Annotated in this window: 12 protein-coding genes; 7 read left to right on the plus strand and 5 right to left on the minus strand. The window is 59.4% G+C overall.

The window, feature by feature from the left end; translation table 11 throughout:
• The first annotated feature begins 24 nt into the window (after positions 1–24).
• The 5 genes from L861_RS02750 (at position 25) to L861_RS02770 (ending at position 6,983) form a co-directional block, all read left to right on the plus strand.
• Positions 25–1,434, plus strand: coding sequence for a cytochrome ubiquinol oxidase subunit I (locus L861_RS02750; protein WP_016415026.1), 1,410 nt, complete (start codon positions 25–27; stop codon positions 1,432–1,434).
• Between the two features lie 11 nt (positions 1,435–1,445).
• On the plus strand, positions 1,446–2,447 hold the full coding sequence (cydB, locus tag L861_RS02755) for a cytochrome d ubiquinol oxidase subunit II (RefSeq protein ID WP_016415027.1): 1,002 nt from the start codon (positions 1,446–1,448) through the stop codon (positions 2,445–2,447).
• Positions 2,444–4,138 (plus strand): thiol reductant ABC exporter subunit CydD, encoded by a 1,695-nt coding sequence (gene cydD / locus L861_RS02760; protein ID WP_021029091.1) that lies wholly within the window; start codon positions 2,444–2,446, stop codon positions 4,136–4,138. The genes cydB and cydD overlap by 4 nt, the downstream gene beginning before the upstream one ends.
• A complete protein-coding gene (gene cydC / locus L861_RS02765; protein WP_016415029.1) occupies positions 4,135–5,889 on the plus strand; it encodes a thiol reductant ABC exporter subunit CydC in 1,755 nt (584 codons plus the stop codon). Before cydD ends, cydC begins: the two co-directional genes overlap by 4 nt.
• Before the next feature lie 89 nt (positions 5,890–5,978).
• Positions 5,979–6,983, plus strand: a complete 1,005-nt coding sequence (locus L861_RS02770; RefSeq protein ID WP_016415030.1) for an adenosine deaminase — start codon at positions 5,979–5,981, stop codon at positions 6,981–6,983.
• 27 nt (positions 6,984–7,010) lie between these two features.
• Here L861_RS02770 and L861_RS02775 read toward each other — a convergent pair whose 3' ends face one another.
• From L861_RS02775 to xdhA, 5 genes are all read right to left on the minus strand, one after another.
• A complete protein-coding gene (locus tag L861_RS02775; RefSeq protein WP_016415031.1) occupies positions 7,011–7,634 on the minus strand; it encodes a hypothetical protein in 624 nt (207 codons plus the stop codon).
• Positions 7,635–7,795: 161 nt separating this feature from the next.
• On the minus strand, positions 7,796–9,127 hold the full coding sequence (gene guaD / locus L861_RS02780) for a guanine deaminase (RefSeq protein ID WP_016415032.1): 1,332 nt from the start codon (positions 9,125–9,127) through the stop codon (positions 7,796–7,798).
• Positions 9,128–9,163: 36 nt separating this feature from the next.
• On the minus strand, positions 9,164–10,051 hold the full coding sequence (gene xdhC, locus L861_RS02785; protein WP_016415033.1) for a xanthine dehydrogenase accessory protein XdhC: 888 nt from the start codon (positions 10,049–10,051) through the stop codon (positions 9,164–9,166).
• Entirely contained in the window at positions 10,038–12,464 is a 2,427-nt protein-coding gene (gene xdhB, locus L861_RS02790; RefSeq protein WP_016415034.1) for a xanthine dehydrogenase molybdopterin binding subunit, read from the minus strand. The genes xdhC and xdhB overlap by 14 nt, the downstream gene beginning before the upstream one ends.
• A complete protein-coding gene (gene xdhA / locus L861_RS02795; RefSeq protein WP_016415035.1) occupies positions 12,448–13,923 on the minus strand; it encodes a xanthine dehydrogenase small subunit in 1,476 nt (491 codons plus the stop codon). Before xdhA ends, xdhB begins: the two co-directional genes overlap by 17 nt.
• 228 nt (positions 13,924–14,151) lie before the next feature.
• Here xdhA and L861_RS02800 point away from each other — a divergent pair, with 228 nt between their 5' ends.
• Together L861_RS02800 and L861_RS02805 are read left to right on the plus strand one after the other, a co-directional pair.
• A complete protein-coding gene (locus L861_RS02800) occupies positions 14,152–14,799 on the plus strand; it encodes a TetR/AcrR family transcriptional regulator (protein ID WP_027947484.1) in 648 nt (215 codons plus the stop codon).
• Between the two features lie 117 nt (positions 14,800–14,916).
• Positions 14,917–15,639, plus strand: coding sequence for a GntR family transcriptional regulator (locus L861_RS02805; RefSeq protein ID WP_016415037.1), 723 nt, complete (start codon positions 14,917–14,919; stop codon positions 15,637–15,639).
• Positions 15,640–15,670: the final 31 nt, after the last annotated feature.

The raw sequence follows: 15,670 nt of genomic DNA on the forward strand, positions 1-15,670 counted from the left end.
TCAGTCCTTCCATAGGAGTAGGTCATGGAGCTCGATCCGCTGTTGCTGTCACGAATGCAGTTTGCGTTCGTGGTGTCCTTTCATGCGATATTCCCGGTGTTCACCATCGGTCTTGCGTCTTATCTTGCCGTACTCAACGGTCTTTTCTACCGTACCGAGAATCCAGCTTGGGAACGCTTGGCGGTGTTCTGGACCAAGGTGTTTGCCGTGGTGTTCGGCATGGGCGTGGTGTCAGGCATCGTGATGTCCTTCCAGTTTGGAACCAACTGGAGCAACTTCTCCTTTGCGGCGGCGAACTTCCTGGGACCGATGCTCAGTTACGAAGTGGTTACCGCCTTCTTTCTCGAGGCGGCCTTTCTCGGCGTCCTGCTGTTCGGTCGGGGCAAAGTGCCCCAAGGAGTACACCTGTTCGCCTCCATCATGGTGGCCGTCGGTACCTTCATCTCCGCATTCTGGATCCTTGCCGCCAATAGTTGGATGCAGACGCCGGTCGGGGTCGAGTTGATCGACAACCGCTTCCATATCACCGACTGGAGCGAAGCGATCTTCAATCCCTCCTTCCCCTACCGCTTCACGCATATGGTGCTTGCCTCCTTTCTCACCGGCGGTTTTGTGGTGGCCGGGGTCAGTGCCTGGTACCTGTTGATCGGACGCGATGTGAGGGCCAACAAGAAGGCGCTTTCCATGTGCCTATGGCTGCTGCTGGTGTTGGCGCCAGCTCAGGCTCTGGTAGGCGATTTCCATGGCCTGAACACTCTGGAACATCAGCCCACCAAGGTGGCTGCCATGGAAGGCAATTGGGAGACCAGTTCTCATACTCCCTTGTTGTTGTTTGCCATCCCCGACCAAGCGGCCCAGACCAATCGCTTCGAAATCGGTATTCCCAGCCTGGCTAGCGTGATCCTCACACATCACCCGGCTGGAGTGGTGCCAGGGATCAGTGAAATGCCACCCGAACAGCAGCCACCGGTATGGTTGGTGTTCTGGTCGTTCCGGATCATGGTGGCGCTCGGTTTCCTGATGATTGCCGTCGCCTTGGCAGGGTTGTGGTTGCGCCGTGGCGGTCGAATCTACGAGCATCGCGGTTTCCTACAGCTACTGCGGCTGATGAGCGTTACTCCCTTCATTGCCGTGTTGGCTGGCTGGTTCGTCACCGAGACCGGCCGAGCACCGTGGCTGGTCTACGGCATGATGACCCATGCCGAGGCAGTGACTCCCTCGCTGACGGGGGGCATGGCATTGTTCACCCTGGTCGGTTATGTGGCGGTCTATGCGGTGGTGTTCTGGGCCGGTACCTACTACCTGACCCGGGTAGTGCGCAACGGTATGCAAGAGGGTGGTGAAGAGATCAAAGGCGAAGTGGAACGGCCGATGCGGCCTCTATCGGCCACGCATACGCCTTTCGATGACGTTTCCACCAATCCAAGCAAATAAGGAGCGCCGCCATGGGTGGTATCGATCTAGCATTGATCTGGGCCGTCATCATCGGTTTCGGCGTGATCATGTATGTGTTGATGGATGGTTTCGATCTGGGCTTGGGTATTCTCTATCCCTTTGCCCCGGACGAGGATGCCCGGGACGTGATGATGAACTCGGTGGCTCCGGTATGGGATGGCAATGAAACCTGGTTGGTACTCGGTGGTGCCGGGTTACTCGGGGCCTTCCCATTGGTTTATTCGGTGTTCCTGCCAGCACTCTATATCGGCGTATTCCTGATGCTGGCGGGGTTGATCTTTCGTGGTGTGGCCTTCGAATTCCGCTTCAAATCGCGCAAGAATCGCCACTGGTGGAACCGTGCCTTCTGCTGGGGATCGGCTGTGGCGGCCTTTGCCCAAGGCGCTGTGGTGGGAGCCTATATCCAAGGCTTCGCGGTGGAAGGGTTCGTCTATGTCGGCGGGGCGCTGGACTGGCTGACACCGTTCACCGTGCTCACCGGCCTGGGGCTGATGGCCGGCTATGCACTACTGGGCGCCACCTGGTTGATCATGAAATCCGAAGGCTACATCCAAGCTTGGGCTTATCGCATTACACTGCCACTGCTTGTCCTGGTATTGGCGGTTTTCCTGATCATCAGTCTGTGGACCCCCTTCGTGAACCCGGATGTCTGGGAACGCTGGTTCGGTCATATCGGCGTAATCTGGATCTTTCCGGCCTTGGCGCTGGGCTGCGCGGTAGTGGTCTATCGCTCGGTGCGTCAGCGTCGCGAAGGGCTGCCTTTCGTCGCCACGCTCGGTCTCTACATTTTTACCTATCTGGGTCTGGTGATCAGCAAGTGGCCGGTGATCGTGCCACCGAATCACACCATCTGGGACGCGTCCTCGTCGCCGGAGTCGCAGCTATTCCTGCTGATCGGCGTGCTGTTCGTGATTCCCATCGTGCTGACTTATACCGCCTGGACCTACTGGGTGTTCCGCGGCAAGGTCAAGGTGGGTGAGGGCTATCATTGAGTCCATCGACACCGGAGAGTCACGATGATGGGCTGACGCCGAGGCGCTGGCTGGCAGGTTTGGCGTCTCGCGAGCGGCGCTTACTGCGTCTTGCCGTTTTATGTGGTGTGGTCGTGGGATTGGCCACCATGGTGCAGATGGGGTTGCTGGCCTGGATTGTCAGTGCTTTGCTGACTAGCGGGGCCACACTCGACGAGTTGTCGTGGGCCTTTGCCAGCGCCATGGGAGTCATTGGCGTGCGAGCCATGGCCCAATGGGGGTATGAGGTCACGGCCCAGGAGGCGAGCTTGCGAATTCGCCAGGCGGCCAGGCGAGAAGTTCTCGGGCATCTCGAAGCATTGGGACCGGTACGCCTGGCAGGGCGCCATAGCGCTGGACTCGGCGGGCAACTGGTAGAACAGGTCGAGGCGTTGGATGGTTACTTTGCACGTTTTCTGCCGCAATTGCGCCTAGCCGTCGTATTGCCGTTGACCATCCTGGTGATCGTGGCCTGGCTCGATTGGCTGGTGGCGATTCTGTTGTTGCTGTCGATGCCCTTGATTCCTGTTTTCATGGCCTTGGTGGGTATGGGAGCGGAGCGCCTCAATCGGGAGCAGTTCGCTGCCGTAACGCGTTTGGCGGGTCATTTTCTCGACCGGGTGCGTGGTATCACCACCTTGCAATTGTTCAACTGCACCGAGTCGGCTACCGATGAGGTATATGCCCGTGCCGACGACTACCGGCGTCGTAGCATGCGCACTCTGCGCCTGGCCTTTCTGTCATCGGCGGTACTCGAGTTCTTTGCTTCCGTGGCCATCGCGATGTTGGCGATTTATATCGGGTTCGGTTTGTTGGGCTATATAGCGTTCGGCCCTGCACCGAAGCTGACGCTCTTCAGTGGTTTGACGATCCTGTTGCTGGCACCAGAGTTCTTTCAGCCGTTGCGTACCTTGTCTCAACATTACCATGACCGCGCCGCGGCACTGGGCGCTGCCGATGGCTTGGTGGCGCTACTCAGCGAGCCGCTTCCCGAGCATGTCGGTGAGAGAAGTGACCAGCGCAATACTGATTTAGCGATAGCGGTTGGCTTGGTAGGCGTTAGTGTCCGTCATCCCGGGCGTGGCGACGTGCTGGGGCCACTCGATCTCGAGGTAGCGGCCGGCGAGACCGTTGCATTGATTGGCCCCTCCGGTGCCGGCAAGTCGACGCTGCTACAACTCATTGCCGGTTTCATTGACTCGGAGACGGGGCAGGTCTACGTCGACACCGGGAATGGTTTCGCCTGGATGGATCAGCGCCCTTTTCTGGTGCAAGGATCGATTGCCGATAACCTGCGTTTGGCTGCGCCATATGCCAGTGATGCTCAATTGCTTGCAGCACTCGAACGAGCCGGCTTGCGGGAACTGTTGGCAAGCCTTCCTGAGGGATTGCAAACATCACTTGGCGAACGTGGCGCCGGCCTTTCCGGTGGCCAAGCCCAGCGTGTGGCACTGGCCCGAATATTCTTGTCTCCGGCGCCACTGGTATTGCTGGACGAGCCGACGGCAAGTCTGGATGAGGTTTCCGAGGCATTCGTGATCGAGGGGTTGAAATCGCTCGCCGAGGAAGGGCGAACCTTGGTGATTGCCACTCACCATCCTGCCTTGATGGTCATGGCCGGCTGTGTGGTGCGATTGAGCCAGGGGCGTATCGTCACGGAGCAGTCGGCATGATGCGTGAACACTATCGCCAACAAACCGAGGGTTTACATGGGGCGGCGTGGCGGGAACTCGGGAGCGAGCTGCTGCCTTGGCTACGACGATTGGGCCGGCGTCGCCAACGTCTGCTCGTGGGGGCGATGCTGTTGGCATTGACCCTCGGGGCGGCGATCGGTTTGCTGGCGCTATCAGGCTGGTTCATTACTGCCACGGCCATGACAGGTACCTTGTTGGCGGCGGGAGTGGTGGCCAGGCTGGACATATACGTACCCGGTGGAGGGATCCGCTTTTTCGCTGTGACACGCACCGTGTCGCGCTACTTCGAGCGTCTCTACAATCATGACACCGTGCTGCGCCTGCTGGCCGATCTGCGCGGTGGTATGTTTCGTGTGCTGGCAGGCTTGGATGCTCAGGTACTATCTCGCCGTCGGGCCAGCGAGTGGCTCAATCGTTTGACCGCGGATATCGACACCTTGGACAGCCTGTATCTGCGGCTATTGGCACCACCAGCGGTGGCGCTGTTGGCGATTCTGGTGGTCACCGTGTTGCTGGGGAGCTTCGCGCCTTTGACAGGGGGTGTCGTCGGACTGGCACTGCTGGTGTTGTGGGTCTGGCTAGTGGTCGGTCAAGCTTGGCTGGGGATGGATGCGAGTCGACGACGAGTGGCGACCCTGGATCGTTTACGAGGGCATCTGATCGAACATCTGATGGGCCTTGGGGAGCTGAGGGCCTATGGATCATTGTCCTCGCATCGGCAAGCGATCCTGGGTGAGGAAGACACGCTATACCGCGATCAGCGTTATCTCGGACGAGTTTCCGCCTTGGGCAATACCTTGGTTGGGCTGGGAGTGGGGCTCGCCATGCTGCTTGCGTTGTGGTTGGCGGCGCTGGCATATCGTGGCGAAAACCTGTCGGGGCCGCTGATGGTCATGATGCCGTTGGCAGTACTGGCGCTCAACGAGGCATTTGCTGCACTGCCCGTGGCTTTCACGCAATTGGGAGCAACACGCGCTGCGGCGCGACGCCTCAACGCACTGGAGCGGTCGAGCAGTGCCATAATCGAGGCCGATACACCACGTGCGATGAACGATGATGGCATCGAGTGGCGCCTGGAAGCGGTAAGTCTGCATTATCCAGAGGCTTTGACACCGGCATTGGACAGGGTATCGATGTCGTTGGCGCCGCAAGAGCGGCTTGCCCTGCTAGGGGCATCCGGTGCCGGGAAGTCCAGCGTAGCGATGCTGCTGACCCGGTTGCTCGACCCGGACCAAGGGCGTGTCACGTTGCACGGTGTGGATCTGCGTGAGTTGTCGTTGGAGGCGGTGCGTTCGCGTATCGGCTATCTGACCCAGGGCACAGAGCTTTTTCATGACAGTATCGCGGCCAACCTGCGTTTGGCGTGTCCACATGCTGACGACGCCGAACTGTGGCGGGTACTGGAGATGGTGGAACTGGCCGACTGGGTCGAGCAATTGCCAAGACAACTGGATACGCCGGTCGGTGAAGGAGGTCGCCAGCTCTCTGGTGGCCAGGCGCGCCGTCTGGGGTTGGCGCGCATACTGCTTCATGATGCACCGATAGTGATTCTCGACGAGCCTTTCACCGGTCTGGACAGGTCGCTGGCCAGACGTATCTCGCGGCGGCTCGATACGTGGCTGTCTGGCAAGACAGTGCTTTTTCTATTGCATCAGCTCGATGAAGAACGGGATGCGTCGCTTGGTATCCAGCGTGCGTTGACGCTCATTCAAGGCCGCCTCGAGCCATGACTCGGCTCCCTTTCTGCGTCCAACCGGAAGACTTTGCGCAAACGGTCAGTTTGGATCAGGATAAATCAAAGTTCCGGTATGGAGTGCTTATGCAAGATTTTCTCAAGCGGTTACCCAAGGCCGAGTTGCACCTGCATATCGAAGGCTCGCTGGAGCCTGAGTTGATGTTCGCCCTGGCCGAGCGTAACGGCGTCGAGCTGCCATACGCCTCGGTGGAGGCGGCTCGCGCCGCCTATGCATTCGAGGATCTACAGTCATTCCTGGACCTCTATTATCAGGGCATGGCGGTGTTACGCACTGCCGATGATTTCTTCGACTTGGCTATGGACTACTTCCAGCGCGCACACGCTGAGGGGGTGGTGCATGTAGAGATTTCGTTCGATCCTCAGGCGCATCTGGCACGTGGCATTGAGCTGAGCGTGCAGATGGAAGGGTTAGGTCGCGCACGCCGTCAGGCAGAGCGAGAACTGGGGATCTCCACGGCGCTGATCATGAGTTTCTTGCGCGACTGCCCGGCCGATGAAGCCATGCGAGTGTTCGAACAGGCGGCCCCCTACTGGGAGACCATCGATGCCGTGGGTCTCGACAGTGCCGAACGCGGCCACCCGCCTTCGAAATTCACCGAGGTCTTTGCTCGGGCCAAGGAGCTGGGCATCCCGCGGGTGGCGCATGCCGGCGAAGAAGGGCCGGCCGCTTATGTCCGCGAGGCACTCGATTTGCTTGATGTCTGCCGTGTCGATCACGGGGTGCGTTGCTTGGAGGAGCCGGCCTTGGTCGAAAGGTTACGTGACGAGCGTATTCCGTTGACCGTTTGCCCGCTTTCCAATGTGCGCCTGAAGGTGGTGAAGCATATCGACGACCATCCTTTGCCCAGGCTGCTGGAGGCTGGCTTGGTACTGACTCTCAACTCTGATGATCCGGCTTATTTCGGTGGTGGGGTATTGGCCAATTACCTGGCCTGTGAGCAGGCCTTTGCCTGGGGTAAGGAGACCTTCGCTTCGCTGGCTCGTAATGCCATCGAGGTCGCGTTCATGGACAGTCGTCGTCGCCAGGCCCTGTTGGCTGAACTGGATATGGTTCTGGGTGAGGCATGAACGGAAGCTGATATTGCCGCCGCACGACTAGGTCTCGAGTTCACGCATCCATCGCTGGATCATACGGCGCTCCTGTGCGCTGTTGAGCCGTTGGGTATCCAGGGTGGTAGGCCTGATCGAGCAGGCTTGACCGTCGTCCTCAAAAAGAAAACGCCTTCTGGCACCTATGGGTCTGTCTTCAGGGCCATAGATGGAAAGCAGTCTTATCTCAAGTGACTGGAAGGACACGTCTCCACGGGGTCGGTAGCCGTCCAGGTCGATATGATGTGCCCCTGCAACGCGTCGCACGATATCGTGGAAGGTGTCGACATGCAGATAATCGCCGGATTCCAATGGACCCTGATGGGTCTGATACCGCTGTCGATCTTCATCCTCTGATTGTTGATATTCGCTGATGTCCAGCTTCAGTTCACCATCCGAGGTTTCGAGTACCGCGACGATGCCCTGTACGTAAATCGACTCGGCGCTCATGTTGCTGATAATGCACAAAGAGTGGATGTCCTTGCCCCGGCCTCGGTTGATGAGGATACGAGGTCGGCGTTGTCGTTTGTAGCCTGCATAGAGCAATTGGGCATAGAACAGCCAGACGAATAGAGTGAGAACGCTGGCGATGGCATTGATGGCACTGGCATTTGCACTAAACCAATCCATGTCGGACTCCTTGTCGTGACTATTGGTAGGTAGGATTGGGTGTCGAGAGGTAATGTTCTGGGGGATGTGATCAGAGTGCCTGAAGAAAGCGTTTGGGTAAAAAAAGAGCGGCCGTCGATGACAGGCCGCCCAACAGCGCGAGGCAAGAGAAAGCGGGTGTATCAGTGGGGCGCGGTATCACGGTGATGCACGCACTCTCCGTTCGCCCAAGTGGCGTAAACGGAGCGGTCGTCGCCCAGTATCATTAGCGCGAAGAGCTGTTCGGCAAGGCTACGTGTGCGAGCACTACGACGTGCCAGTAGCGGGGTGGCCTGTGGGTCGAGTATCACGATGTCGGCGTCGCCACCTTCGCGCAGGCTGCCGATATGGGCATCCAGATGCAAGGCGCGAGCATTGCCGAGCGTCAGGCGATAGAAGCCCTGCCAGGCGGTCAACGGTTGGCCGAGCAACTGGCCGACTTGGTAGGCGGCCTTGAGGGTGGCCAGGCCCGAGAGGTCGGTGCCACCACCGACGTCGCTGGCCAACGAGGTGTTGAGCCCGGCCTCGCGGCAAGCCAGGCGGTCGAACAAGCCGCTACCCAAGAACAGGTTGGACGTGGGACAGAAGGCGATGTTGGCGCCAGCAGCTGCCAGACGGCTGCGCATTTCCTGGGTTAGATGGATGCCGTGGGCGAAGGTGCTGCGTGGTCCGACTAGACCGTAGCGTTCATAGACGCCCAGATAGTCCGGGCAGTCTGGAAAGAGTTCGGAGACCCAGGCGATCTCGCCCGAATTCTCGGATAGATGTGTCTGCAGGTGCAGGTCCGGCGCGTTGCGTAGGATCGCGCCAGTGGCATCGAGTTGCTCAGGAGTCGAGGTTGGTGCGAAACGCGGTGTCAGGGTGTAGCCCAAGCGGTCCTTGCCATGCCAGTCGCTAATCAGCCGCTCGCTGTCGCGAATTCCATCGAGCACTGTGTCGGTCAGATCTTCGGGGGCATTGCGGTCCATGAGCACCTTGCCGGCCAGCATGCGCAGACCACGTTGATGGGCCGCAGCAAAGAAGGTGTCCACTGAGACAGGGTGTGAGGTGCAGAACACCTGGGCGGTAGTGGTGCCGACACGCAACTGCTCGTCGAGGAAAGCTTCGGCAACGTTCTCGGCATGGGCACGTTGTGCGAAACGGCACTCCTCGGGGAAGGTGTATTCGTTCAGCCAATCAAGAAGTTGACGCCCGTAGGACGCCATGATGTCGAGCTGAACATAGTGCACATGGCTATCGATGAAGCCCGGCATCATCAGCTTGCCCGAATAATCTACCACGTCGATGCCTTCGGTCAGGTGTGGGGCTAATTCATGGTAGTGACCGATGGCACGAATATGGCCGCCGTCGAGCCACAGAGCGCCGTCATCCAAGTGCAGTACACTACCCGGTTCAGGGCTATCGCCTTCACCAGGGTCGTTGAGAAAACTCAGTAGTGGGCCGCGCAGCACGCGCTGGTGTCGAGCCTCTGTCATGGGGTCTCTCCGAGTGATCTGGTATGTCGTAAACGTTCAAGACGAGGAGCGTTTGGCGGAAGTGTCCGCAAAGACGTCGCGTAGTTTCTCAGGGGGTACGCCGCGGTGATCGTCCTGGTTGCCGGTCGATTTCAGTGTCAGCAGTTCCGCGACCGCGGCAATAGCGATCTCATAGGGTCGCTTGCCTTTGGCACCGGAAATGCCGATTGGGCAACGTACCCGATCGAGACTCGACTGGTCGTGGCCGGCATCACGCAGGCGGCGCTGGAAGCTGGCCCACTTGCTTTTCGAGCCGATCAGGCCGATGGAGGCACAATCGCCACGCGTCAGCAGTGCATCGATCAGCTGACGATCTTCACCATGGTCGTGAGTCATCACCAGTACATGGCTGCCGGCAGGAAGCGATGCTACGGAGCCCCTGAGGTCCGGGCCATCCGGCCCTTGGTCGATCCGCCGACAACTCAAGCGCGGCTGTGAATCGCTCTCTGCGGGAAAGGCGTCTTCACGGCTGTCGAACCACAGTACTCGCCATGGCAGAGGCGCCATTAGCCCAGCTAGCGCCTGACCGACATGGCCGGCACCGAACAGGGCAACATTCATCTCGGCACCGGCGAAGACTTCGATCAACACATGTACGTAGCCACCGCAACATTGTCCGCTGCGCCCACCCAATGGAAAGGCTTCCAGCCGGGTGTCGGTCTTGCCGGTGGCTAATGCCTCGCGCGCCGCATCGATCACCTGGAACTCGAAGGTGCCACCGCCCAGTGTGTCGTAGATCTCGTCGGCGGTGATCACCATCTTGGCGCCGGGTTCACGGGGTGTGGAGCCCGCCGCCCCGACCACACTGGCCAGGGCGTGAGGGCGGGCTTCCAACTGCAGGCGATGCAGCGCTGCGTGCCAGTTCATGGTCTCAGGCGAGGTCATCGCTGGTCTCTTCCACAACTGCGGTAGTGACTTGGCGTTGGCGTAGTGCCTCGGCGGCCATCAGCACCCGTTCCGGCGTGGCCGGGGTATCGAGTCGCGGACATTCGCGGTAGTCGGTCAAGCTCGAGAGGGCATCGCGTAGTGCCGACCATACCGACATGCCGAGCATGAAGGGCGGTTCGCCCACTGCCTTGGAGCGATAGATGCTGGCCTGGGAGTTAGGATGGCCTTGCATCAGCTCGACGTTGAACACCGGTGGCAGGTCGCCGAACGTCGGGATCTTGTAGGTGGCGGGACCGTCGCTCACCAAGCGCCCGGCCTCGTTCCATTTGAGTTCCTCGCTGGTCAGCCAGCCCATGCCCTGGATGAAGCCTCCCTCGACCTGGCCGATATCGATGGCTGGGTTCAGGGAGTCACCGACGTCATGCAGGATGTCCACGCGCGTCACCTGATACTCACCGGATAGGGTATCCACGCTGACTTCGCTGACCGCAGCGCCATGAGCGTAATAATAGAAGGGACGGCCCTTGGCTTTCTCGCGGTCGTAGTGGATCAGTGGCGTGGAGTAGAAGCCCTTGGCCGACAGCGAGATGCGCGACATGTAGGCCGCCTGGACCAGTTCGCCCCATGGGATGCGATGCGCGCTTTCCCCCTCTCCAGCGACCAGTTCGCCGTTCTCGAGGCGCATGCCTTCACGGTCCAGTCCGCCCTGGTCCTTGAAAAAGTGTTCAGCCGCGAAGTCGAACAACCGTTCACGCAACTGCGTGGCAGCGTCGCGAGCAGCCTGACCGTTGAGATCGGCACCGCTGGAGGCAGCAGTGGGCGAGGTATTGGGTACCTTGTCGGTACGTGTGGCGGTGATTCGTACCTGTTCGAGATCAAGACCGAGTTCGCGTGCTACCACCTGGCAGACCTTGGTATGCAGGCCCTGGCCCATCTCTGTACCGCCGTGGTTGATCATTACGCTGCCGTCGGTATAGACGTGCAATAGGGCTCCGGCCTGGTTGAGATGCTTGGCAGTGAACGAGATACCGAACTTGACCGGTGTCAGTGACAAGCCCTTCTTGATGACCGAACTCTTGGCGTTGAACTCAGTGATCTTCTTGCGCCGGGCCCAGTAGTCGCTCTTCGTCTCCAGTTGCGTGACGATGTCGTGGAGCAGCTCGAGTTGTTCCACCTTCTGCCCGTAGTGGGTGACATCACGCCCAGCGCGATAGAGGTTACGCTTGCGTACCGTCAACGGATCTTCGCCGACCTGGCGCGCAATGTCGTCCATGGCCGCTTCGATGATCATCATGCCCTGCGGACCGCCGAAACCGCGAAAGGCGGTGTTGGATGCGGTGTGGGTCTTGGCACGATGCCCAGTGACCCGCACCTGGCCTAGTGAATAGGCGTTGTCGGCATGGAACATGGCACGGTCGACGATGGCTTCGGAGAGATCCGGCGAGTAGCCGCAGTCGCCGATCACGGTGATGTCGCCGCCAAGCAATATACCTTGATCGTCGTATCCTAGACGATAGCGGTTATGGAAGGGGTGGCGCTTGCCAGTGACGCGCATGTCCTCGGCGCGAGGTAGGCGAATGCGCGTGGCACGGCCAGTACGCCTGGCAATGATGGCGGCGATACAGGCCCAAGGTGAAGCTTGGGTCTCCTTGCCACCGAAGCCGCCACCCATGCGACGCATTTCCACAGTCACCGCATGGAACGGGATATTCAGTACCTCTGCAACCAGCTTCTGGGTCTCACTGGGGTGCTGGTTGGAGGTATAAACCACCACGCCTTCGTCTTCGGTAGGCGTAACCAAGCATGCCTGGCCTTCCAGATAGAAGTGCTCCTGGCCGCCGACGAACTGCTCGCGCTCCAGAACATGTGGCGCACCTTCCAGTACCTGCTGCCAGTCGCCGCTCTCCTGTACATGGGTCGGACGGACGAATTCGCCGCGTTCGGCGGCGGCTACCGGGTCGAGGCTGGCCGGTCGTTCGTCGATCTCGACGATGGCTTCCTTCACTGCCAGGCGGGCTGCCTTGTGACTTTCGGCGGCGACGGCGAACAGGCACTGACCGACATAGCTGATTTCGTCGTCGACGAAGATCGGATCGCCAGGGAATACTGGACCGATATCGGTATGGCCCGGTACGTCGATGATGGTGACCACGTCGACCACTCCGGGAGCAGCTTTGACCTTTTCCAGATCCAGACGCGTCAAGCGACCATGAGCGACAGGCGAAAGGCCAAGTGCGATGTGCAAGGCATCAGCCGGAGCGGCCATGTCGTCGATATAGGTCGCGCGGCCGGTCACATGCTTGATGGCGCTCTCGTGGGCGCGAGCACTTCCCGCAGCACGGTGGTCCTCGGCATCGGGGGTACGACGTGCCTGGGACGAGTCCTGGGAAATGTCAGTGAGCGTACGCATCGAGCATCACCTCCGCATCGGTATTCTGGTTGGACGCCGCCACCAGCATCAGGTGCAGGCGTTCGAGCATATTACTGGCTGCCATCTGGCGGTATTCGGCTGCCCCCCTGACATCGGTCATGGGTTGGAATTCGTCACGCAGTGAGCGTTTGGCGGCTTCAAAGGCCTTCACGCAGGGTGGTTGACCTTCGAGGGCTTGTTCGGCGCCAAGTGCACGGCGTGGTATCGCCGCCATGCCACCGAACGCCAGACGAACATCGCGCATTACGCCATCTTCCTGTCGCCAAGCGAACGCAGCCAATACGGCCGAAATGTCATCTTCTCTGCGCTTCGACAACTTCCAGACCTTGAGATTCTGGTCGCAGGAGGGGCGTGGCAGGAAGATGGCACGAATGAATTCATTGTCCTTGAGTGCTGTCTTCTTGTAGTCGAGGAAGAACTCGGCGAGCGGTAGCTCACGTTCGCCATCGGGGCCATCGAGGATCAAGCGTGCGTCTAGGGCCAGTAGCACCGGTGGCGTATCACCGATCGGTGATGCATTAGCCACGTTACCGCCCAGCGTGCCACGGTTGCGGATCTGTGAAGAGGCAAAACGGTGCATCAGGTGGGCAAAGGTCGGGTAGTGAACTTCCAGCAGTGGCTCCAGACGCGAATAAGTCACGGCGGAACCGATCCACCAACCCTCTGGGGTTTCTTCGATGGTATTGAGTTCCGCCACTTGGCGCACATCGATCAGGTCGTCGAGAATCCTCAATTGCTGGGTAGTTTCCAGCCACAGGTCGGTGGCTCCGGCAACCAGCCGTGCCTGAGGGCGCTGGCGCTTGAGCTCACGCAGGGCGGCCAGATCGCGAGGCGCGGTGAAATGCCCTTGGGAGGCAAACTCGGAAGTCGTGGCGGTATTCTGTCGCAACGTGACGATGTTGGCCGCTAGCTCCGGATCGTCGGCCCATACCGGGTGGGTGTCAGGGTACTGATCCATCGACAGTGCGGCATCTCGAATCGGCCGATAGCCGGTGCAACGGCAGAGGTTGCCACCCAGCGCTGCCTCGAGGCGTTCCTGGGTAAGTGGGGCAGGGCAACGACGTTGTTCTTCATGCAACGTGAACAATGACATCACGATCCCGGGCGTACAAAAGCCGCACTGGCTGCCATGGCACTCGACCATGGCGGCTTGGGCAGGGTGTAATGCATCGCCGCGAGATAGGCCTTCAACGGTGACCAGGTGGCACCCTTGGAGTTGATAGGCCGGGGTGATGCAAGCGTTGGCATTGTGGTAACGCAGTTCGCCGCTGACATCGGGCTCGCCGATGGCGACGGTACAGGCACCGCAGTCGCCGGATGCACAACCCTCTTTGGTCCCGGTCTGGCCGAGCTGTGTGCGAAGCAGCTCCAGGATGCTGGTGTCGGGGGAAACGTCAGCGCACTGTCGGCGCTTGCCGTTGAGATAGAAGTCGATCATCGCAGAGTCCGCTATTGTTGTGCTATTGCCAGTAGTCGTTGTGACATTGCCAAGGTATCGTCTCTTTTGACCAAATGGTCAACTTCATTAAAGCGTGGCTCAAAGTGACGAGGAGTGCAAGGGGCAAATACCAGGTTTTTTCACCAGGCCGAGAATGGGTGTGATGGCCCATTGCAGCGTGACGTTGCCTGCGGCAAGCTTGTGGCTTTCCACTCAAGGGCTTGAGTTATGACATCGATGAGCACGCCCGATGCGACGCGCACCCGGCTGCGCAACGAAAAGGCCATTCTCGAGGCGGCGGAACAGGTGTTTGCGCGACATGGGTATAGAGGTGCCAGCGTTCAGGCGATCGCCGAGGCCGCCGGGCTGCCGAAATCCAATGTGCTTTACTATGTCGGCAGCAAGAAACAGCTTTACGTGGCGCTGTTGGAGCGCATGATGACGCGCTGGAATGCCATGCTCGATGATATTAGCGTCGAGGACGATCCGGCGCAGGTGCTCGAAGCCTTCATCCGCAGCAAGATGCAGTTGAGCAAGGAACATCCACAGGGGTCGCGCCTGTTCGCCGCCGAGATTCTGGGCGGCGCTCCCTTTTTACAAGAGTACCTGCATGGGGAATTGCGTGAGTGGGTACGGGCGCGGGCGCGAGTCTTCGAACAATGGGCCGAGCGCGGGTTGATGGATCCGGTGGACCCGGTGTGGCTGATCTTCCTGATCTGGTCGGCAACCCAGCATTATGCCGATTTCGAGTCTCAGGTGTTGGGAATCACTGATCGCGAGGCACTGAGCGACGAAGATTACCAACATATCACCGACTTCTTGTGCCGCGTGATTCTGAAGGGGTGCGGTGTTCGTACGACGGAAGGCGCGGTATGAAGTGACTCGTTGGTTCGGACAATGTCTATTCGATTTTGTATACAATGAATGTCCATCATGGTGGTCAATTGATTCCGAACATGCGATGGTAGGGAAAACTGCCCAGGAATAAGCAAGATGAGCAATAACTGGCATGATGAGGTTCTCGCCGATGTCGAGGCAGGCGTGCGCATCAATGATCGGCATATCGTCGACAGGATTCGCCAGGCGGTGCTAATGCAACGCCTACCTCCAGGAACTCGGCTGCCCGAAGTGGCGTTGGGCGAGATTTTCGGTGTCAGTCGCTCGGTGGTGCGCAAGGCCCTGACCCGCTTGGCCTCGGATCATGTGATTACCCAGCAGCCCAATCAGGTGGCTCGGGTATCGGCTCCAAGCATTGAGGAAACTCGTGAAATCTTCGCTGCGCGGCGTTTGATCGAGGGTGAGGTGGTGGCACTGTTGGCTGGTAAACTCGATCACGACCAATGCCGTACCGTGGCGTCGTACATCGAGGCGGAGTGCCAGGCTCATCTTGATGATGACGAAGCGCAGCGTATCGAGCATTCGCTGGCGATTCATCACTATCTGGCCGATCATTCGCCCAACCGCACCCTGGGGGCGATGCTTTCCGACTTGATCCTGTGTACCTCTATCGTGATTGCGCTTTACAAGCGTGCCGGATTGGCTTCCTGCTACCTTGAGAATGACCATGCCGAGTTGCTGGCGCTGCTCGAGCGTAGTGATGCTGAGGGGGCCCGGCATTGTGTGCAAACCCATCTCACGGCACTGGAAGCGTTACTCGATCTTCGACCCCAAGATAAGTCCATCGATCTGGCGGCGATCTTCGGCAAGACAGGATAGACGCCAGACGGCATACGTGTAGGGGTGAGAG

The organism is Litchfieldella anticariensis FP35 = DSM 16096 (assembly GCF_000409775.1).
Taxonomy (GTDB): domain Bacteria; phylum Pseudomonadota; class Gammaproteobacteria; order Pseudomonadales; family Halomonadaceae; genus Litchfieldella; species Litchfieldella anticariensis.

Bases quoted from the DNA above. Each gene is read 5' to 3' on its own strand.
- L861_RS02775 (WP_016415031.1), bottom strand. From the start codon at position 7,634: ATGGATTGGTTTAGTGCAAATGCCAGTGCCATCAATGCCATCGCCAGC.
- xdhC (WP_016415033.1), bottom strand. From the start codon at position 10,051: ATGACCTCGCCTGAGACCATGAACTGGCACGCAGCGCTGCATCGCCTG.
- cydC (WP_016415029.1), top strand. From the start codon at position 4,135: ATGATGCGTGAACACTATCGCCAACAAACCGAGGGTTTACATGGGGCG.
- guaD (WP_016415032.1), bottom strand. From the start codon at position 9,127: ATGACAGAGGCTCGACACCAGCGCGTGCTGCGCGGCCCACTACTGAGT.
- L861_RS02750 (WP_016415026.1), top strand. From the start codon at position 25: ATGGAGCTCGATCCGCTGTTGCTGTCACGAATGCAGTTTGCGTTCGTG.
- xdhB (WP_016415034.1), bottom strand. From the start codon at position 12,464: ATGCGTACGCTCACTGACATTTCCCAGGACTCGTCCCAGGCACGTCGT.
- L861_RS02805 (WP_016415037.1), top strand. From the start codon at position 14,917: ATGAGCAATAACTGGCATGATGAGGTTCTCGCCGATGTCGAGGCAGGC.
- L861_RS02770 (WP_016415030.1), top strand. From the start codon at position 5,979: ATGCAAGATTTTCTCAAGCGGTTACCCAAGGCCGAGTTGCACCTGCAT.
- cydB (WP_016415027.1), top strand. From the start codon at position 1,446: ATGGGTGGTATCGATCTAGCATTGATCTGGGCCGTCATCATCGGTTTC.
- xdhA (WP_016415035.1), bottom strand. From the start codon at position 13,923: ATGATCGACTTCTATCTCAACGGCAAGCGCCGACAGTGCGCTGACGTT.
- L861_RS02800 (WP_027947484.1), top strand. From the start codon at position 14,152: ATGACATCGATGAGCACGCCCGATGCGACGCGCACCCGGCTGCGCAAC.